This is a genomic window from Streptomyces sp. R35, from assembly GCF_041053035.1.
GTDB lineage: Bacteria > Actinomycetota > Actinomycetes > Streptomycetales > Streptomycetaceae > Streptomyces > Streptomyces lutosisoli.
Genome location: NZ_CP163440.1, coordinates 4,985,788 through 5,004,869 on the forward strand (window position 1 = coordinate 4,985,788; position 19,082 = coordinate 5,004,869).

Below are 19,082 nucleotides of genomic sequence, written 5' to 3' on the forward strand. Positions count from 1 at the left end.
GGCAACGGTGAGGAGCCGGAGTCGGGGAGTCCCCCGCGCATACCGCCGCCGCGTGCGTCCGTCGAGGACACCGGGCTGCCGCTGCCCGAACCGGCCGCCGCTCCCGAACCGGCGCCGCTCGTCCTGGAGCACCGGGTACTGAAGTCGCTGCTCGGCGCATGGGCGCTGGCCGCCTGCTCGGCGGAGGAGACGGCTGCCGTCGAGGAGCACCTCGGGGAGTGCGGTTCCTGCGCGGACGAGGCGCTGCGGCTGCGCGAGGCGGTCGGGCTGCTGCACCCGGCCGAGAGCCTCGACCTCGACCCGACGCTGCGCACCCGCGTCCTGGAAGGCTGCCTCGGCCGGCGCCCGCCGCGGATTCCGGTGCCCGAATGGGCCGCCCCGTACGACGCGGAGACCGCCCGGCTCGACGCGCTGCTGCAGGACATAGGCGGCGCCGAGTGGCATGCGCCCGTGCGGCTGCGGTGGTTCGAGGGCGACGGGCCGGTGAGCCGCCGTACGACGGTCGCCGGAGTCATCGCCCATCTGCTGAGCGTCGACGGCCTGGTCGCCGTCGCGCTGGGCCTGGAGGACCCGCTCGGCCCGACCGGCTCGCCCGCCGGGGAACCGACCCCCGAGGGCCGCACCGAGGCGTTCTGGCGTGCCTCGCACTTCCCGCCGACCCGGTCCGTACGGCTGCCCTGGCGGGAGCAGAGCCACAACCTCGTCCGTACGGTGTCGTTCACGGGAGCGAGCACCTCCCAGGCGGGCGGAGCCGCCGGGGGCGAGGGAGGGTCCGCGCGGCTCACCGTGCCGTACGGCGGGTTCGAGCTGCCGCTCAGCGACTCGATGCTGGACCGGGCCTTCGAGTGCTGGGTACACGCGGGCGACATCGCGGACGCCGTGGACTACCCGTACGAGCCGCCCGCCCCACGCCACCTCCACCGCATGATCGACCTCGCGGCCCGCATGCTGCCCGCATCGCTCGCCGAGCGCCGCCGGGCGGGCCTGTCGCCCGCGCCGGCCGGCCATCACCTCGTCGCCGCGGGGGCGCCTGGGCGGAGCCTGCGCCTTGAGATCGAGGGGTCCGGGGGTGGCGAGTGGCTGATCCCTCTCGACTCGCCCGGAGCGGTGGGCTCCGCCGAGCGGGAGGTCGCCCATGTCGCACTGGACGGCGTCGAGTTCTGCCGTCTCGCAGCGGGGCATGTGTCACCCGAGGAGGCTGCCGCGGGGCAGGACGGGGACCGGGGGGCGATCAGGGATGTGCTGTTCGCCGCGGCGTCGTTGAGCCGCATGTAGGTGGCCACCGGCAGTTTTTCGCCCCCGCCGCCCCTACCCGTCCCATCCTTGGGGGCTGCGCCCCCAGACCCCCGCTAAAAGATTGCGCAGTTCCCCGCGCCCCTAAAAGGGGCGCGGGGAACTGCGCAATCTTTTGGACCAGCCCCCACCCACCCGCAGCCGAAGAACCGGGCCCACGGGGTCTGGGGCGGAGCCCCAGGAACGGGATGGGACGGGTAGGGGCGGCGGGGGCGAAAACCCCTACGCGAAGATGACCGTGCGGCGGCCGTTCAGGAGGATGCGGCGCTCGGCATGCCACTTCACCGCTCGCGCCAGCGCCTGGCACTCCACATCCCGCCCGATGGCGACCAGCTGATCGGGAGTCACCCCATGGCCGACACGCTCGACCTCCTGCTCGATGATCGGCCCCTCGTCGAGGTCGGCCGTCACATAGTGCGCCGTGGCCCCGATCAGCTTCACACCCCGCGCATGCGCCTGGTGATACGGCTTCGCACCCTTGAAGCTCGGCAGGAAGGAGTGGTGGATGTTGATGATCCGGCCACTGAGCTGCTTGCACAGGTCGTCGGAGAGGACCTGCATATAGCGGGCAAGGACGACCAGTTCGATGTTCTCCTCGCGAACCAGCTCCAGCAGCTCCGCCTCGGCCGCCGCCTTCGTATCCTTCGTCACCGGGATATGGCGGAACGGAATGCCGTACGAACCCACCAGCTCGGCAAAGTCCGTGTGGTTGGAGACCACGGCGGCGATCTCCACCGGCAGCGCCCCGATCCGCGCCCGGAAGAGCAGGTCGTTCAGGCAGTGGCCGAACTTGCTGACCATGAGGACGACCCGCATCTTGTCCTCGACCCGGTTGATCTGCCAGTCCATGTGGAAGGAGTCGCCGACCGCCGCGAAGCTCGCGCGCAGCTTCTCCACGGTCACCGGCGCTTCCGCCGAGAAGTGGACCCGCATGAAGAACAGTCGCGTGTCGTGGTCGCCGAACTGCTGACTGTCCTCGATGTTGCAGCCGGTCATGAAGAGGTAGCTCGACACGGCGTGCACGATGCCTGGCTTGTCCGGGCACGAGATGGTCAGGACGTACTGCTCGGCGGCGGGTGCGGTCCCGCGGACGGACTGCTCATTCATGCAGGACAGGTTCCCATACCGGGCGCCTGGGGCGGGCGACCGTCCCGCCACCCGGACGCCCTCCGAGAAGTCCCCCGCGCCGGCCTACGCCGACCGCGTCAGGATCCGCAGTACCTCAAGCGTGCGCGGCTGGGCGTCGGGATCCTCCCCGTCGCTCACCGCGAGCCGCACGTGTGCGTCACGCGCGGCGCGGACGGCCTCCGGCCACGCGGGGTGGTCGAGGTACGCGGAGACAGGCGCGTCGGGCCCGACCTGGTGCATGATCCGCAGGACGCGCAGCACGGCGGTGTCGACGAGGGCCGCCTCCTGGGAGTCCCGGAAGATCGTGCCGACGTATTTCTCGGCGGACCAGTTGTCCAGCCAGGTGTCCTCGACCAGGCGATACACGGCGTCGGTGACGTCCCCGTACCCGTCGACGCCCGCGAGCCAGACGCCCCGCTGGAAGTCTGTGTCGGAAAGCATGTGCAGCGCGGAGCGCACATTGCTGCGCCAGCGCCACCACGGCATGTCGTTCAGTGGCATGCCGCCCATGGTGGATGAGCGACGCCCGCGACGGGAAGAGTTCTCCGAACCTTGCACGGTCACCGATCGTACGTTCCCGGCGAAAAACCGATCATCGGCCCCCGCAATTCACCTCTGCGTCACCTTTTATTGACCAACGGTCACTCCCCGGTTAGTGATGTGACGGAATCGTGCGTGTCCATGACCGGCAGGCGACGCACACGCACGAGCTCACCCGTCCTCCCCCGGCCCGTCAAGGCCACGTTGCTGTCCGCGGGCGCGCTGGTCGCGTGTGCGTCGATCGCGGTCGGATGCGGGGTCATCCCTGGTGCCACGGGGGGCTCCGGGGACGACCCCGTCACCGTCATGACCTGGGCACCCGAGAAGACCGCCGCGACCAACATGCCCGGCATGCCCGCGATGGCGATGGCCTACGCCCGCTGGATCAACGCCCAGGGCGGCATCAACGGCCACCAGCTCAAGGTCATCACCTGCAACGACCACAACGACTTCGTGGACGCCGCGAAGTGCGCCCAGCGGGCGGTCGACGAGAAGGTCGTCGCCGTCGTCGGCTCCTACAGCCAGCACGGCCGCTCGTTCCTCACCCCGCTGGAAAGCGCGGGCATCCCGTACATCGGCGGCTACGGCGTCACCAACGACGAGTTCACCAGCCCCCTCTCCTACCCCGTCAACGGTGGCGAGCCCGCGCTGCTGGCCGGCCTCGGCGAACAGCTCGGCAAGGACTGTGGCCCGGTCGCGCTCGCCCGCCCCGACACCGCCGCCGGCGACCAGCTCCCGGTGCTGCTCAACTCCGGCCTGAAGTCGGAGGGCCACGCGTCCGCTTCGGACCAGCGGGCCGCCGAGGACGCGACCGAGTACACGCGGCAGACGCGGCAGGTGCTCCAGCGCGCGACCAGCGACCCGCTGAAGCGGGGCTGCGTGGTGCCCGCGCTCGGCGACCGCACCGACACGTTCATGGACTCCTTCCGGCGCGACCGCGAGAACTACCCGGCGGTGCGCATGGGCACCGTCCTCGGCAGCATCGACCAGTCGCAGATCGACGCCACCGGCGGCAAGTCGAGCCCGTACGAGGGCTCGTACGTCACCAGCTGGTACCCGAACGCGAGCGACCCCCGCTGGGACACCATGCGCAAGGTGATCAAGGATCATGCGTTCGGCGACAACCGGATCGACCCCGCGGACGCCGGAGTGCAGACCACCTGGATCGCGTACACCGTGCTGAAGGCGGCCATCGAGTCGCTCGACAGCGGCGAGGTGTCCGCGCGGACGATCCAGCGCGCCCTCGACGACGGCCTCAAGGTGACCACGGGCGGGCTCACCCCGACACTCAGCTGGCGCTTCGAGGATCTGATCGCGGCCGTCGACTTCCCGCGCCTCATCAACGCCGACGTCACCTTCCAGGTCGTACGCCAGGGTCAACTGGTGACGGCGCGGCGCGGGTTCGTCAATGTGTCGAAGAGTCTGGAGAACGCGGACTGAGGACCCTGAGGACCTTGGGGGCCTTGCGGCCCCCAAGGGTTCAGAGACGGTTCAGACGGGTTCAGCGACGGTTCAGAGCTGGGTCCGCGCCCGCTGCGTCAGGCCGTACGTCGACGCGATGGAGTTCCACAGCTTCGCGGCCTTCTCCTTCTCCGTGGACGCGGTGCCGCTGGCCCGGTCGCCCGCCTGCTTCTGCCCGGTGGTGCGGGCCTGGCCCTTCCGGCAGCCCTTCCTGCCGGCGGCCTGGTCGGCCCAGGCGGCGTAGTGGTTGTCGGCCGACGCGGAGGCCTTCCAGCCGTTGGTGAGCGCGGTGGTCAGCTCGGCGTGGTTCGGGAGCTTGTCGACGGGGAGGGAAGCGAGCCGGGTGACCAGCGCGGCGCGCTGCTTGGCAGCGTCGCGCAGATCACTGGCCGCCTGGCCCAGGTTGTCGCACGCCTTCACGTCCGCCACGGCGTTGATCACCGCGTCGCGGCTGTTGCTGCTGTCCGCCAGGAGCTTGTCCAGCTCGACGGCCTGCGCCTTGGCCGGGTCGGTGGACGGCGACGCCGAGTCCTGGGTCGTGGGTGCCGTCGCCGACACGGTCTTGCTCTTGTCGTCCTTGCTGTCGCCGCCGCCGCTGAGCAGGGCGCCGGCACCGATGCCGAGCACGGCGATGCCGATGCCGACGGCCGCGATCACCGGGACACGCGACCGGCCGCGGCCCCCGCGTCCGCCACCACCGTCACCGTCGGGCGCTCCACCGCGCCGTGCGGCGGCCCGGCCCCCCGGCGCGCCGGGGGCGTGCGCCCCGTAGGGAGCCTGTGCGCCGTATGGGCCGGGCGCGCCCTGTGAGGGCTGGGCGCCGTACGGGGCTTGCGCGCCGTACGGGGGCTCCGGCGCCGACGGGTCGAAGCGCGGCATCTGTTGCGTCGACGCGGGCCCTTCCGGCTCACTGCGGAACAGGCTGTCGAACTCCGCCGGGGGCTGCCGGTCCTCCGGCGCGCCCGGGCGTATCCCGTACGGCGCGCCGGCCGGCTGCGCGGGCACGGGAGCGATGTACTGCGTGGCCTCGGCGTCCGGGTGCGCGGCGGCGGGCAGCGGCCCGGCGGCACCACCGTGCGGCGCCTGCCCCAGGAACTGCGTCGCCTCCGACGGCGCCTCGGGCGGCAGCGCACCCGGGCCCACCGGCGGGATGTACTGAGTGGCCCCGTCGTCCACCGCGGCGGCGACGGGCGGTATGTACTGCGTCGCCCCCTCGTCGGCGCCCGGGGCGGGCGGTATGTACGGGATGTACTGGGTCGCGCCGTCCTCGGCGGGCGGCAGCGGCAGCGGCGCCGGCTGCGCGGCGGGCGGCAGGGAGTGCGAGGGGACCGACGGTCCGGTGGCGCCGTACGGATCCGGCGCGGCCTGCGGAAGGGCGTTCCCGGCGTGCGGGGGCTGCGCTACCTGCTGGTCCGGGGCGCCATACCCGCCGTACGCGCCCCCCGCGTGCGCGCCTTGCGCTTCCGGCGCGAAACCGTTCTGCGTGCCGTACGACGGCGCCTGCGCGCCCTCGGGCGGCAGTGGCCCGGCGCCGGGCGCCGCCTGCGGCGCGAAACCCTGCGACTGCTGAGCCCCGTGCGAGCCCGGCTGCTGCTGGTACCCGTTCGCGTCGGGCTGCTGCTGGGGCGCCCAGCCCTGCGAGGCGTCGGGGGCGCCCCACTCCGGGGCGGGGGCCGTGGACCGGGGCGGCTCGTCGGCCCCCCAGGTCTGGGTTCCGTTCACTGGCGCTCCCCAGCCCTCGCCGGGCTGCGGGGCGGGGGCGGCCGACTGGTCGGGGCCCCACGGCTGGCCCCAGGCCTGACCGCCCGCCGGGGTTGTACGGTCGCCCGTCATACCCGGCAGCAGGGGCTCGCCACCGTCGGAAGGCAGCACGATGCCTTCGCGCGCGGGTCGCGCCGAGGGCTCCTCGCCCTGTCCACTCTGCGTCACCGGGACTCCTACGAATGGGGGACCTTCGGAATCGTCGGCTCACGCTACCGGGTCCCCCCAACCCGGTGCCACGCAGCACAGGGCGTGACCTCCTCCCCTTGTGACACGGGTAACGAAACCACCCCCCTGTGCGCTGTATTCGTCCTCTCTCACTCCCGGCGCCCACGTTTCCCGCGTGTTCACGCCGGCGCACGCCATACGTTCATGGACGCCCGCGCCAAACACTTATGCGGGGCGCGCGCGCCAGATACTCACGCCGGACGCGCGCACCCAACACTCGCGCCAGGCGCCCGCAGCGGACGCGCACGACGGGCGCCCGCACCACCCGTTCAAGCGGGGCGCACGCGCTCTGAGCTAGCGCGGAGCGCGCACGCGTACGTGCGCGCCCCTCGCCCTGCGTTCACGCCGCCGCCTGCAACTCCAGCCGCGCCCCGAACTCCCGTACCACCGGCTCGTCCCGGTACGGCTCGAGCCGCTGCTGGAAGTCGTCGAGGTACTCGGCGCCGCGGTTGGAACGGAGGGTGCTCAGCAACTCCACCGCGCGCAGGCCCGTGTGGCAGGCCTGTTCCACCTCGCGCTGCTGTACCTGCGCCGTGGCGAGCAGCACGAAGCCGATCGCGCGGCGGCGGGCCCGCGACTCGGGGTGCCCGGCGAGGGACTCCTCCGCACACCGCACGGCGGCCTCCGCCTGTCCCAGGTCCCGGTGGCAGTGCGCCAGCTCGTCGGCCAGGTAGGCCTCGTCGAAGTGCGCGATCCACGCCGGGTCGTCCCCGGAGGCCGGGTCGGCCGACTCCAGGGCGCTGACGGCGCGCCCGGACGCCAGCTGGGCGGCGCGCGCGTCGCCCATGAGCGCGTGCCCGCGCGCCTCCGCGGCGTAGAACATCGACTCCGCGCGCGGTGTCACACGCCCGCGCGCCCCCTCCTGCGCCGCGCGCGCCAGCTGCGCGATCTCGCGCGGGTTGCCGAGCTGGGCCGCCAGGTGGCTCATGGACGCGGCGAGCACATAACCGCCGTAGCCACGGTCACCGGCCGCCTGCGCGAGCCGCAGCGCCTGGATGTAGTACCGCTGGGCGAGCCCCGGCTGGCCGGTGTCGATGGCCATGTAGCCGGCGAGTTCCGTCAACCGCGATACGGCGGCGAACAGTTCACGCCCGACCGCCTCCCGGTAGGAGCCCGCGAGCAGCCCTGAGACCACGCTGTTGAGGTAGTGCACAACGACCGGGCGTACGTGCCCGCTGCCGTACTGGTGGTCCAGGTCGGTGAGCGCCTGGGTCATCGCGCGGACCGCCGCGACGTCCGAGAGCCCGACGCGCGGGCCCGCCGAACGCGCCACCTGCGAGTCCGGCGCGGAGATCAGCCAGTCGCGGCTCGGCTCCACGAGCGCGGAGGCGGCGACGGAGGAGCCGGACAGGAAGTCGCGGCGCCCCACATCGCTGCGCCACAGCTCGCAGACCTGCTCGATGGCCCCCAGTACGGTCGGCGAGAACTGGAGACCGACGCCGGACGCGAGGTTCTTGCCGTTGGCCATGCCGATCTCGTCGATCGTGACCGTACGGCCCAGCTTGCGGCCCAGTGCCTCGGCGATGATGGCCGGAGCCCGTCCGCGTGGCTGCTGTCCGCGCAGCCAGCGGGCCACGGACGTCTTGTCGTAGCGCAGATCGAGACCGTGCTCCGCGCCGCACATGTTGACCCGGCGGGCCAGCCCGGCGTTGGAACAGCCCGCTTCCTGAATGAGCGCCTGCAACCGTTCGTTCGGCTGCCTGGCGACGAGAGGCCTTGCGGCCATGGCGTACCCCCTGTGGCTGCGGTGCCTGCCCACGCACCGAGTTGACGTGTCTTCACCGGCCAACCGCACCGAAAGAAGTCGGCCATGAAGATCAATGCCCCGCAGAGATGCCGAAGATGCGAGACATGTGAGGATTGCCGGGGTAAAGGCGGGTGCCCAACCCCTCCCCTGGTTACCCACACCCCGCTGCCGTTGCCCATGCGCGCCCCCACACGTGCATCCATGCGCCCCACGTGAGGAATCGATGCCCCTCCCCCGCGCGCGTGTCCCCCGTAACCCGAGGTGGACCCGGGAGTTGAGTTCAGCGTGGAAGAGACCATCGCAGGCACCGAGACCGCACATATCCCCAAGCAGCGCGGCGAACCGCTGCAGGACACCGCCGTGCGCTATGCCGAGGAGCGCCACTGGGACGTGTTCCCCGGCACCTGGCTGGAAGCCGTCGACGGGGTGCAGCGCTGCTCCTGCGGCGAGCCCGCGTGCGCCGTACCCGGCGCGCATCCGGCGCGCGAGGACTGGGCGACCCAGGCGACGGGCAGCGCGACCGTCGCGCGCCGGATGTGGTCGAAGCAGCCGGCGGCGTCGATCCTGCTGCCCACGGGGCGGACGTTCGACGCGATCGATGTGCCGGAGACGGCCGGGTTTCTCGCGCTCGCCCGCATGGAGCGGATGGAACTGACACTCGGGCCGGTGACCTGTACGCCGGACCGGCGCATGCACTTCTTCGTGCTGCCCGGTGCGGCGGCGAAGGTTCCGGATCTGGTACGGAAGTTGGGGTGGCCGCCCGCTTCCCTCGACCTGGTCGCCCTGGGCGAGGGCTCGTACGTGGCCGCCCCGCCGACTCGGTTCGGTTCCCGGGGTGCCGTGCAGTGGGCTTGCCGGCCGACTCCCGCGAATCGGTGGCTGCCGGATGCGGAGGAGTTGATCTCGCCGCTTGCCTATGCGTGCGGGCGGGATCGGTAGGCGTCGCAGTTCGTCCTGCCTGGTTCGGTTCGTTGGCGGCTGCGGGTGCGTCGTGGCTTGTCGCGCCCCGCGGCGGAGCCGCAGATGTCACAGTCCCGCGCCCCTAAGAGCAGGCCACTCCCCCTTAGGGTGCCTATATGGCTGAGGGAGCTAAGGACCATCAGGTGCCCGCTGTGCGTGTGCGGGGGCTCTGGAAGCGGTTCGGGGAGCAGGTCGCCGTCGCCGGGATCGATCTGGAGTTGCCCGCGGGGCAGTTCATCGGGCTCGTCGGGCCGAACGGGGCGGGGAAGACCACCACGCTGTCGATGGTGACCGGGCTGCTCAGGCCCGATCAGGGCACCGTCGAGGTCGTGGGCCGCGACGTATGGCGCGACCCGGTGGAGGTGAAGGCGCGCATCGGCGTCCTGCCCGAGGGGCTGCGGCTCTTCGAACGGCTGTCGGGGCGCGAACTGCTCGCGTACACCGGCCGGTTGCGCGGTCTGCCCGGCGCCGAGGTCGACAAGCGCGCCACCCAGCTCCTCGACGTCCTCGACCTCGCGGGCGCCCAGCACAAACTCGTCGTCGACTACTCGACGGGCATGCGCAAGAAGATCGGCCTGGCCTGCGCCCTCCTCCACAACCCCGAAGTCCTCTTCCTCGACGAGCCGTTCGAGGGCGTCGACCCGGTCTCCGCGCAGACCATCCGCGGCGTCCTGGAGCGGTACACGGGATCGGGCGCCACGGTCGTCTTCTCCTCCCATGTGATGGAGCTGGTCGAGTCGCTGTGCGACTGGGTCGCCGTCATGGCCGCGGGGCGCATCCGCGCACACGGCCCGCTCGCGGATGTACGCGGTAGCGCCCCCTCGCTCCAACACGCCTTCCTGGAACTGGTCGGCGCGAACGCGCGCTCCGCCGGGACCGACCTCGACTGGCTGGGCGGCGGGGCCGCCCGATGAGCCCGCACGCGAGCGTGAACACGGGCACAGGCGCCGGCTCGGGCGCCGACCCGGGCGCGGGCACGGGCGCCAACCCGGACGCAGGCACGGGCTCGGGCACGGGCGCCGGCTCGACGGCCACAGCGGCCCCCCGCACCTCCACCGCGTCGATCACCCCCGTCGTCGTACGGCTGAAACTGTCGCTCCTGCGCAACGGGCTGCGGCAGTCGGCCGGACGGCGGGCCGCGTACGTCACCTCCGTCGTCCTCGTCCTCCTCTTCGCCGCCCTCCAGCTGATCGGCCTGATCGCGCTGCGCGGCAACGCGCACGCCACCGCCGTCGCCGTGCTCCTGGTGGCGGTCATGGCGCTCGGCTGGGCCGTGATGCCGCTGTTCTTCCCCAGCGGCGACGAGACGCTCGACCCGACGCGCCTGGTGATGCTGCCGCTGCGCCCGCGTCCGCTCGTCCGGGCGCTGCTCGTGGCCTCGCTCGTCGGCATCGGGCCGCTGTTCACCCTGTGCCTGCTCGTCGGTTCGGTCATCTCCGTGGCGCACGGCACGGCGGCGTACGTCACCGCCGTCGTCGCCGTGGTCGTGGCTCTGCTCGTCTCCGTGGCCCTCGCACGGGCCGTCGCGGCCGCCAACATCCGGCTGCTGTCCAGCCGCAAGGGCCGCGACCTGGCGGTGCTCAGCGGCCTGGTGATCGCGATCGGCGCGCAGCTCGTCAACTTCGGGGCGCAACGGCTCGGTGCGGCGGGCGGCCTGTCGCAGCTCGACCCGGTGGCGGACGTCCTGCGCTGGGTGCCGCCCGCGTCGGCGATCGGCGCGGTGGATTCGGTGAGCGAGGGGTCGTACGCGGCCGGGGTCGTCCAACTGGCGTTGAGTGCGGCCGCATTGGTGGGGTTGCTGGCGCTGTGGTCCCGGCACCTCACCCGGCTGATGACCTCGCCGGACGGGTCGACGTTGCAGGCGGCCGAGCCCGCCGCGCGGGAGCGGGGTTCGTCGGGGCTCGGCCGGCTGCTGCCGTCCGGGCGCACCGGAACGGTCATGGAGCGCAGCCTGCGCTATGTGTGGCGCGACCCGAAGACCAAGGCGGCGTGGGTGACGTCGCTGGCCATCGGGCTGATCGTGCCCGTGTTCAACGCCCTGCAGGGCACCGGGTCGATCTACTTCGCGTGCTTCGCGGCGGGGATGCTCGGGATCCAGATGTACAACCAGTTCGGGCAGGACACGTCCGCGTTCTGGATGGTCGCGATGACGATCTCGTCCACGCGCGACGCCTACGTCGAACTGCGCGGACGCGCGCTCGCCCTGCTGGTGATCACGCTGCCGTACGCGACCCTCGTGACCGTCCTGACGACCGCGATGCTCGGCGACTGGCCCCGGCTGCCCGAGGTGCTCGGCCTCTCCTTCGCGCTGCTCGGCGCGATGCTGGCGACCGGCGCCTGGACGTCGGCCCGCTTCCCGTACTCGATCCCGCAGGAGGGCTACAAGAACGTGGCCCCCGGGCAGGCGGGCCTCGCCTGGATCGCCGTCTTCGGCGGCATGGTCTCGGCGGCGCTGCTGGCCGCCCCCGTCATCGCCCTCGCGATCTGGCTGAACGTGAGCCGGGACGGGGACGAGTGGACCTGGCTGCTGCTGCCGCTGGGCGCGGGGTACGGGGCCCTGATCACGGTGGCCGGGCTGCGGCTGGCGGCGCCGCGGACGGCCCGGCGACTGCCGGAGATCCTGGCGGCGGTCAGCAAGGGCTGAGAAGCGTCGCAGGAGCCGCGGGAGCCGCAGGAGCGCCGCAGGAGCCCCAGGAGCGCCGCAGGAACCCCAGGAGCCGCAGGACATGAGCTCAGAGCGTCAGGGGGTCAGGACTCCGTCGAGAAACGGCTCGATGGCCGCGCGCCACGCCTCCGGCTGGTCGTAGTGCACGAGGTGGCCGGCGTCGGCCACCTCCGCGTACTGGCCGTGCGGCAGGACGCGGACCATCTCCTGGGACTCGGCGCGGCCCAGCTCGCCGTCCAGGCCCCGGACGACCAGGGCGGGGCAGCGGACCTGCGCGAGCTCCTCCCAGTGGGCGTCGTACACCCAGGTCTGGCGGGACTTGAGCATCTGCTCCGGTTCGAAGACCGGACGCCAGCCGTCCGGCGACTCGTGCATCACCTCGGCGTAGAACTCGCCGCGGGACGGGTTCGGGCGCTCCACCCAGGGGTCGTCCTCGCCGAACCACTTCCGTACGTCGGCGAGCGTGGCGAAGGGGACGGGCCAGGCCTTGAACCAGTCCTCCCACTCGCGCTGCGACGCGGCACCTAACGCCGACGCCCGCATGTCGCAGATGATCAGGCCGTGCACGAGATCGGGGCGCTTGGCGGCGAGCTGCCAGGCGGTCAGCGCGCCCATGGCGTGGCCGATGAGAACGGCCGGGGCGAGGCCGAGCTGTTCGAGAGCGGCCTCGGCGTCCTCGACGTACGCCTCGCGCGTGTACTCCGCCTGCGGCGCCTTGTCGCTCTGGCCGTGGCCGCGCTGGTCGAGGGCGACGGCACGGTGCCGCTCGGAGAGCCAGCGGGCGGTGGACGCCCAGTGCGAGGCGCGGCCCATGAGGCCGTGCAGCAGCAGCACTCCGGGGGCCTCCGCGGCCTCACCGGTCCGCTCCGCCCTGTCCAGCCCGTCCAGCCCGAGGCCCGCCTTGGGAGGATCGGCGAACTCCCAGGCAGCCAGGCGTACGCCGCCCGCCCCCGTCACGTCGATGCGCCGCACCATCGGTAATGGCACCCCCCTAGCTCGCTCGGACCGGCTCGCTCCCGATCGAACCGGCCGGTCCACTCGTACCGCTTCCTACCGCTGCTCCTGCTGGTGTGCTGCTCTACGTGTACCCCTGCCACGCCGCCAACTTATCGAATGGGGTTTCGAAAATAGCCTTCCTGGCTGCAACACCCCTCGTTCGAGTGACCACGCTCAGGGATTGACCGCCGCCGCCGAGGGGAGATCTTCAGCGGGAGGCGGACCGCTCGGGGAAAACGGTCCGAGGGGAATGACCCTGAGAGCTCGGGGCTCCGGGTCAGCACAGGGGAGGACAGGCCCCGGCGCCATCTGGCGCCGGGGCCCTCTCCACATCTACGGCACATCCTCCCCGCCCCCTCCCCAACCGCGCGACATCGCTGTCGGACACGGTCAAGAGCCCTCAGGTCATATGCCTCTCGCGACAGCCTCGCACGCAAATGGTCCCGGCGCTGCGATTCCGCACACTGAATCTTGGTTTCGGTGAGGTCCAAAAAACGGCACAACTGCCTCCGCTGTCGCGGGAGTTGACACGCCCGACGCGGGGTGCTCGGCGTGCACCCGGGGGCCGACGTGAGGGGCCAGCGGATACCGGCCCCCTCGGTCGGCGCCCGGGAGCTGCCCCTCGCGGGTGCCGGAAGTCAGTGACCCCGCGGGCGCCGCCACCACTCGGCGACACCCCTGCGGGGAGCGCTAGCGCTTGGCGACGAACACATGGGAGGCGACGTCCGCCTCCAGCTCCGCGGCCTCGCCCCCGCTGCCCACGAGAACCCCGCCGGCCGACTCGGTCACGCTCACCACGGAACCGGGCTGCACGCCCGCCCGCCGCAGCGTGTACATCAGCTGCGCGTCCGTCTGAATCGGCTCGCCGATACGCCGTACGACCACGGTCTTGCCGTCGAGACCCGGGTCGAGCTCGGCCAGCGACACCATGCCCTCGTCCAGGAACGGGTCCGCGCCGTCCTTCTCACCGAGCTCTTCGAGCCCCGGGATCGGATTCCCGTACGGCGACTCGGTCGGGTGGCGCAGCAGCTCCAGCACCCGCCGCTCCACCGCCTCACTCATCACGTGCTCCCAGCGACACGCCTCGGCGTGCACCTGCTCCCACTCCAGACCGATCACGTCGACGAGCAGGCACTCCGCGAGGCGGTGCTTGCGCATGACACGGGTGGCCAGCCGCCGCCCCTCCTCGGTGAGCTCCAGGTGACGGTCACTGGCCACCGCCACGAGGCCGTCGCGCTCCATCCGCGCCACCGTCTGGCTGACCGTCGGCCCGCTCTGGTCGAGCCGCTCCGCGATCCGGGCGCGCATGGGGACCACGCCTTCCTCCTCCAGCTCGAGGATGGTGCGGAGATACATCTCCGTGGTGTCGATCAGTCCGGACATACGTGCCCCTCGATTAGCTCTGCCGGAGACTCGATGGTCCACCGGCGTGTGCGCTGGCCCTGAACTCAATTCTGACGCATACCACTGACAACCGTGCCTCGCCGGTGAAACCACGCGGTAACGGCTGCCTCCGCGGCTGCAGGGGCCCGAGGCCCGGCCGGGGCGGATGCGAACGGCGCCCCGCGCCCAGTGTCGCCCCTGCGGGCCGTATTGACAGGGCACTGGTCCAGACCGCAACGTGATCCGCGACACCACGCCCAACCGACTCCGACGCGACTTCTAAGGGGCTTCGCCGATGAGCGACAGCAAGCTGGCCGGGCAGTTCTTCGACGCCGCGATCGGCCTGTTGCAACGGGTCCGTGACGAGGACGCCGGGGACATCGAGGCGGCCGGCACCCTGATCGCCGACACCGTCGCGGAGGGCGGCCGGCTCTTCGCCTTCGGCGCCGGACACTCCTCGCTCGCCGCCCAGGACATCGTCTACCGCGCGGGCGGCCTCGCTCTGATGAACCTGCTCGCCGTACCGGGCGTCGTCGGCGTCGACGTCATGCCCGCGACGCTCGGCTCCGCCCTGGAGCGGGTGAACGGCCTCGCGAGCGCCGTCCTGGACTCCAGCCCGGTCCGCTCCGGCGACGTACTCGTGATCATCTCGCTCTCCGGCCGCAACGCGCTCCCCGTCGAAATGGCCATGAACGCCCGCGCGCTGGGCCTGAAGGTCATCGGCGTCACCTCGGTTGCCTACACCTCCGAGACGAAGTCCCGGCACGTCTCGGGCACCTACCTGAAGGACCACTGCGACATCGTCCTCGACTCGAAGATCGCGGTCGGCGACGCGGAACTCACCATCGACGCGATCGAGGCCCCCTTCGCCCCCGCCTCCACCGTCGTCACCACGGCCCTCCTCCAGGCCGTCATGGCCACGGCGGCGGGTGCCCTGGCCGACCGGGGCATCGAGCCGCCGCTCCTGCGCTCGGGCAACGTCGACGGCGGCCACGAGTGGAACGGCCGCGTGATGACGGAGTACGGGGACCGGATCTTCTACCAGCGCTGAGCCGGATCACTCAGACAGTGATCACTCGGATGGTGATCACTCAGACAGTCGGGCAGGTCCCGCCTCAGGAAAGCCCCACCAGCCCTTCCAGATCCAGCGCCATCGCGATCCGTACGGCCACATCCTCCGCGTACGTCGCATCCGCCCGCTCGAACTGGCTGCGCCCCGCCCCCCGCAGAAACGTCACGACGCCCAGCGTCCGCCCCCGGCTGCGCAGCACCGCGCACAGGGCGTGCACCGAGTCCTGCGGCCACTGGCGCGCCACGGCCCACTCCCGCGCCTGTTCGGCATCGGCGGCGCCCGCGCTGGCCCGTACGGACCCGGCGCGCTCCACGCACTGCACCGCGGGGTGCCCGTCCCCGTAACGCACGGGCAGCCCGGCCTTCCCGGTGAGCACACTCGGCCCCGGCGCCCCGGCAGGCGTGGCGGCGGCCCGTACGAGCCGCACAGGCCCCTCGCCGTCCCCCACCGAACCCCCCGCCACACGGTCGATCAGCGCATGATCCGCGAACCCCGCGAGCGAGAAGTCGAGGTGGACCGTGGCGGCCTCGCCCGGGTCCTCGCACTCGGCCGCGGCCCGTGCCGCCCGGTGCAGCTGATTGGCCCGGAACCGCAGCAGCGCCGCCTCCTGCTCGGTCTGCTTGGACTCGGTCACATCCTGGAAGAGCCACCCGACACCCAGCGGAACCGGTTCCTCCGTCAGCGGCGAGGCGAGCCGCAGGAACCCACTCCGCCAGCACCGCCGCTTCTCACCCTCCTGCGTCCGCACGCTCACCCACATCTCGGCCGGCGCGGGCGGCGCACCCTCGGCCAGCACATGGGTCAGCGCGCTCTCCAGCTCCTCCACGCCCTGCGAGAGCAAATCGCCGAGAGGCCGCCCGAGCACGGCCGTACGCCCCGTCCCGAGCGCCCGGGCCGCGTGAGCGTTGACGACGGCGGGCCGCAGATCGGCATCCACCAGCACCACACCCCAGCTGGCGTCCTCGAACAACGCCTCGCTCAGCGCGATGGACCGCTCAAGATCGATCTGGGCATGCACCTCGCTGAAGGCGCAGTACACCCCGGCGGGCTTGCCGTCGGGACCGCGCACCGCGGCCGACTGCGTCCGCACGAGCACGCGCCCGCCGTCCTTGGTGAGGAGGGCGAACTCATGCACCTGCCGCCCGGGCGCCTGCATGACGGACAACAGCCGCCCTTCGACTTCCTCCGCGTCCGCGGTCCGCACGGCCCACCCGGCGAACCCGCGCCGCCCCACGGCCTCGGCCGCGGTCCACCCCAGAATCCGCTCGGCCTCCCGATTCCAATGGGTCACGACACCATCGGCATCAAAAGCACACAGCGCCGCGTCCATCCCGTCCAACAGCGCGGCAAGCAGATCCGAACCATCCCGCTCGGGCTCGTCCGGCCCCAGCTCATCGGTGGTCCCACTACGCCGGGAAGCACTCACCTGGACCCCCTGCAGGCTGCGTCCGCGTGTACGGCGCGACAGTTCGCTCACTCGTCATCATTCAACTCGAACGTGACCCAGCCCACACCAGGTTCCCCAAAGATTGGACGAAATCGTTGTACGCCGGAATCCCGCCCCGCCCGCCCCAGCAGACCCCCTCACCGATCGCCCGCCTCCCCCTGGACGCCCAGCTCAGCGCCCTCCGCACGACGCTCTCCCACAACGACGTACTCGTCAACTACCCAGCGCTAAGCGCCGAGCTTGCACAACGGGCATCACTGGCGGTGACGCTGCGTTTGCGTCCAGCCCCGTTCCGAGGTGTTCGGGGTGGGGCAGGGGCCGTTGACTGGGCCCCGCGTCGCCACAACTCCCACGCACGGGCGCGGATGTTGCGGGAGCCGTTGCGGTCTGCGTGATCAACGAATCCGCAGTTCCGGCACGCGAACCAGGCCTGACTCACCCGGTTCGCCCTGTCTACGTGCCCGCACTCGGCGCAGGTCCGGGAGGTGTACGCCGGATCGACGTACACCACCGGCACCCCCGCCTTGCGGGCCTTGTACGCGATGAACGCCCCCAGCTGAGCGAATGACCAGCTGGAGTGGATGGCCCGTTGGGGCTTGCGAAGCCGTACCCGCTCGCGGATGCCTGTCAGGTCTTCCAGGGCGATCCCGCGACCGGTGCGTTCCGCCTCGGCCACCACATGTTTCGCGATCTTGTGGTTGATGTCCTTGGCCCGCCGCGCCTCCTTGCACCGCCGCTTCTTCAGCCGGCGCTTGGCGGACGGGGTGTTCTTCCTCTGCAGTCTGGCGCGCAGGCCGCGCTCGCGTGTGCGGATCCGGTTGAGTTCGCGCCCGGCCATGATCTCGCCGTCCGAGGTGGTGGCGATGTTCACGATGCCCAGGTCGATCCCGAGGAAGCCCACCGGCTCTGTGTTCGGCGGCGCTTCGGGGATCTCGCAGGTGGCGCTCAGGAACCACATGCCGTCCCGCTCCAGCAGGTCGGACTCGCCCCTGCGGTACAGGGCCAGGGTGGCCAGCTGCTCGACCGAGGCGGTGAACGCCACCTTCTTGACCCGCCCGCCGGTGGTCCAGATCGACACCGTCCGCTCGGCGATCTGCCAGGACAGCATCCGGTCGTCGTAGGGCTGCGCGCCCTGGGGGCGGAAGACGATCGGCTTCTCGGTCGCACGGCGGTAGCGCTTCGAGCCGGGCCGTCCCAGGTTTCCGGCCTTCAGGTTCGCCTTCAATGCGGTGTACGCGTCGCACGTCTTCTTGACGACATGCTGGGCGGCCTGCGCGCCCAATCCCCAGCGGGACTTGACGGTGTCGTAGGCGTGCCTGCGCAGGGCGAAGTTCTTGAACTCACCGCGCTCGAAGGCCACCTCGCTCACCCAGGTGGCGGCCTCGTTGCAGGCGTGCAGGGTTACCTCAAGCGCCGCCGCCTGCTCGGGCGTCGGCAACAGCTTGACCTGCACCACCAGCTTCACAACCACCGAACGTACACACCCGCACGACAGGCCACCGCACGTTCGAAGTGGATCACCTGAACGGGTGACACACATCGTCGTGTGTCGGCGCCTTGACCGGACGAGAGACCCGGCCTCTCCGCGGCCGAGCAGACGTCATGACGCTGCGGCGCTCCGCGCCGCCCGCCCCAGGATGCGATTCCTCCCGGGCGTGAACGCCCGGGGTTCCTCGCAAGAAACAAGCTGAAAATCCTCGAACGCACCGCCACCCTGAACCTCCCCCACTGGTACCTCACCGCCGGCTGCCTCTTCCAGACCGTCTGGAACGTCGTCACCGACCGGCCCCCCACCCACGCCATCAAGGACTACGACGTCTTCTACTTCGACGCCACGGACCTCTCCTGGGAGGCCGAGGACGCGGCGATCCGCGCCGGCCGCGAGGCCTTCTCCGACCTCCCGGCAGACGTCGAGATCCGCAACGAGGCACGCGTCCACCTCTGGTACGAGCAGAAATTCGGCGTCCCTTGCCCGCCCCACGACTCCGTGGAGTCAGCGACCGACTCCTTCGCGTCGACGACGTGCTGCCTGGGGGTGCGACTGGAACCGGACGGCCAGTGGCGGGTCTATGCGCCGCATGGACTGACTGAGGTGTTCAACCTTGTGGTGCGGCCCAATCCGGTTCTCGCGCCCCGGGCGGTGTACGAGAACAAGGCGGAGCGGTGGCGGCGGGAGTGGCCTGACCTGCGGGTGCTGGAGTGGCCTGGGTAGCAGCGAACTTCAACATCTCGAAAACCGGTTGAACGGGATTCCTTGGCTTTCTAGAGTGTGACCAATCCAGAAGGGAGGTGGTTCGGCAGATGTATGAAAACCGGACAGGAGAGGTGGCTGCGGGCTAGCGGCCCGTCACCACATCCAGTGCGGTGCCGGACCAGCGCGTGATACGAGCGTGCAGCCGGC

General features: G+C 71.5%; 15 protein-coding genes. 7 read left to right on the top strand and 8 right to left on the bottom strand.

Annotation, left to right across the window (positions count from 1 at the left end):
• The first annotated feature begins 39 nt into the window (after positions 1–39).
• Entirely contained in the window at positions 40–1,275 is a 1,236-nt protein-coding gene (locus AB5J50_RS22775; protein WP_369265482.1) for a zf-HC2 domain-containing protein, read from the top strand.
• Positions 1,276–1,515: 240 nt separating this feature from the next.
• Here AB5J50_RS22775 and purU read toward each other — a convergent pair whose 3' ends face one another.
• Positions 1,516–2,400: a formyltetrahydrofolate deformylase gene (gene purU, locus AB5J50_RS22780; RefSeq protein ID WP_369260248.1), complete on the bottom strand. Its 885-nt coding sequence runs from the start codon at positions 2,398–2,400 to the stop codon at positions 1,516–1,518.
• 84 nt (positions 2,401–2,484) lie between these two features.
• Positions 2,485–2,985 (bottom strand): hypothetical protein, encoded by a 501-nt coding sequence (locus tag AB5J50_RS22785; RefSeq protein ID WP_327429608.1) that lies wholly within the window; start codon positions 2,983–2,985, stop codon positions 2,485–2,487.
• 117 nt (positions 2,986–3,102) lie between these two features.
• Between AB5J50_RS22785 and AB5J50_RS22790 the strand changes: the two genes are divergently transcribed.
• Positions 3,103–4,401, top strand: coding sequence for an ABC transporter substrate-binding protein (locus AB5J50_RS22790; RefSeq protein WP_369260249.1), 1,299 nt, complete (start codon positions 3,103–3,105; stop codon positions 4,399–4,401).
• A 72-nt stretch (positions 4,402–4,473) separates the two neighbouring features.
• On the opposite strand, the gene AB5J50_RS22795 is transcribed toward AB5J50_RS22790, so the two are convergent.
• Together AB5J50_RS22795 and AB5J50_RS22800 are read right to left on the bottom strand one after the other, a co-directional pair.
• Positions 4,474–6,351 (bottom strand): hypothetical protein, encoded by a 1,878-nt coding sequence (locus AB5J50_RS22795; protein ID WP_369260250.1) that lies wholly within the window; start codon positions 6,349–6,351, stop codon positions 4,474–4,476.
• A 400-nt stretch (positions 6,352–6,751) separates the two neighbouring features.
• On the bottom strand, positions 6,752–8,137 hold the full coding sequence (locus AB5J50_RS22800; RefSeq protein ID WP_369260251.1) for a transcriptional regulator: 1,386 nt from the start codon (positions 8,135–8,137) through the stop codon (positions 6,752–6,754).
• A 306-nt stretch (positions 8,138–8,443) separates the two neighbouring features.
• On the opposite strand from AB5J50_RS22800, the gene AB5J50_RS22805 reads away from it, so the two are divergent.
• From AB5J50_RS22805 to AB5J50_RS22815, 3 genes are all read left to right on the top strand, one after another.
• Positions 8,444–9,097 (top strand): bifunctional DNA primase/polymerase, encoded by a 654-nt coding sequence (locus tag AB5J50_RS22805; protein WP_369260252.1) that lies wholly within the window; start codon positions 8,444–8,446, stop codon positions 9,095–9,097.
• Between the two features lie 137 nt (positions 9,098–9,234).
• Positions 9,235–10,032, top strand: a complete 798-nt coding sequence (locus AB5J50_RS22810; RefSeq protein ID WP_369260253.1) for an ABC transporter ATP-binding protein — start codon at positions 9,235–9,237, stop codon at positions 10,030–10,032.
• Positions 10,029–11,762 (top strand): transporter, encoded by a 1,734-nt coding sequence (locus AB5J50_RS22815; RefSeq protein ID WP_369260254.1) that lies wholly within the window; start codon positions 10,029–10,031, stop codon positions 11,760–11,762. Before AB5J50_RS22810 ends, AB5J50_RS22815 begins: the two co-directional genes overlap by 4 nt.
• Positions 11,763–11,858: 96 nt before the next feature.
• On the opposite strand, the gene AB5J50_RS22820 is transcribed toward AB5J50_RS22815, so the two are convergent.
• Together AB5J50_RS22820 and AB5J50_RS22825 are read right to left on the bottom strand one after the other, a co-directional pair.
• On the bottom strand, positions 11,859–12,758 hold the full coding sequence (locus AB5J50_RS22820) for an alpha/beta hydrolase (protein WP_327429615.1): 900 nt from the start codon (positions 12,756–12,758) through the stop codon (positions 11,859–11,861).
• A 711-nt stretch (positions 12,759–13,469) separates the two neighbouring features.
• Positions 13,470–14,162: a metal-dependent transcriptional regulator gene (locus AB5J50_RS22825; protein WP_327429616.1), complete on the bottom strand. Its 693-nt coding sequence runs from the start codon at positions 14,160–14,162 to the stop codon at positions 13,470–13,472.
• Positions 14,163–14,457: 295 nt separating this feature from the next.
• On the opposite strand from AB5J50_RS22825, the gene AB5J50_RS22830 reads away from it, so the two are divergent.
• On the top strand, positions 14,458–15,213 hold the full coding sequence (locus AB5J50_RS22830) for an SIS domain-containing protein (protein ID WP_369260255.1): 756 nt from the start codon (positions 14,458–14,460) through the stop codon (positions 15,211–15,213).
• Between the two features lie 64 nt (positions 15,214–15,277).
• Here the strand turns inward: AB5J50_RS22830 and AB5J50_RS22835 are convergent, their stop codons facing one another.
• Positions 15,278–16,711 (bottom strand): PAS domain-containing protein, encoded by a 1,434-nt coding sequence (locus tag AB5J50_RS22835; RefSeq protein ID WP_369260256.1) that lies wholly within the window; start codon positions 16,709–16,711, stop codon positions 15,278–15,280.
• Positions 16,712–16,898: 187 nt separating this feature from the next.
• Positions 16,899–18,146 carry an RNA-guided endonuclease InsQ/TnpB family protein gene (locus AB5J50_RS22840; protein WP_369260257.1) on the bottom strand — a complete coding sequence of 416 codons (1,248 nt, stop codon included), beginning with the start codon at positions 18,144–18,146 and terminating at the stop codon, positions 16,899–16,901.
• A gap of 177 nt (positions 18,147–18,323) precedes the next feature.
• Between AB5J50_RS22840 and AB5J50_RS22845 the strand changes: the two genes are divergently transcribed.
• A complete protein-coding gene (locus AB5J50_RS22845; RefSeq protein WP_369265483.1) occupies positions 18,324–18,893 on the top strand; it encodes a nucleotidyltransferase family protein in 570 nt (189 codons plus the stop codon).
• Positions 18,894–19,082: the final 189 nt, after the last annotated feature.

What these genes read in the sequence shown, in the direction of transcription:
- purU (WP_369260248.1), bottom strand. Translation starts at nt 2,400, where the DNA reads ATGAATGAGCAGTCCGTCCGCGGGACCGCACCCGCCGCCGAGCAGTAC.
- AB5J50_RS22790 (WP_369260249.1), top strand. Translation starts at nt 3,103, where the DNA reads ATGACCGGCAGGCGACGCACACGCACGAGCTCACCCGTCCTCCCCCGG.
- AB5J50_RS22800 (WP_369260251.1), bottom strand. Translation starts at nt 8,137, where the DNA reads ATGGCCGCAAGGCCTCTCGTCGCCAGGCAGCCGAACGAACGGTTGCAG.
- AB5J50_RS22810 (WP_369260253.1), top strand. Translation starts at nt 9,235, where the DNA reads ATGGCTGAGGGAGCTAAGGACCATCAGGTGCCCGCTGTGCGTGTGCGG.
- AB5J50_RS22815 (WP_369260254.1), top strand. Translation starts at nt 10,029, where the DNA reads ATGAGCCCGCACGCGAGCGTGAACACGGGCACAGGCGCCGGCTCGGGC.
- AB5J50_RS22820 (WP_327429615.1), bottom strand. Translation starts at nt 12,758, where the DNA reads ATGGTGCGGCGCATCGACGTGACGGGGGCGGGCGGCGTACGCCTGGCT.
- AB5J50_RS22825 (WP_327429616.1), bottom strand. Translation starts at nt 14,162, where the DNA reads ATGTCCGGACTGATCGACACCACGGAGATGTATCTCCGCACCATCCTC.
- AB5J50_RS22830 (WP_369260255.1), top strand. Translation starts at nt 14,458, where the DNA reads ATGAGCGACAGCAAGCTGGCCGGGCAGTTCTTCGACGCCGCGATCGGC.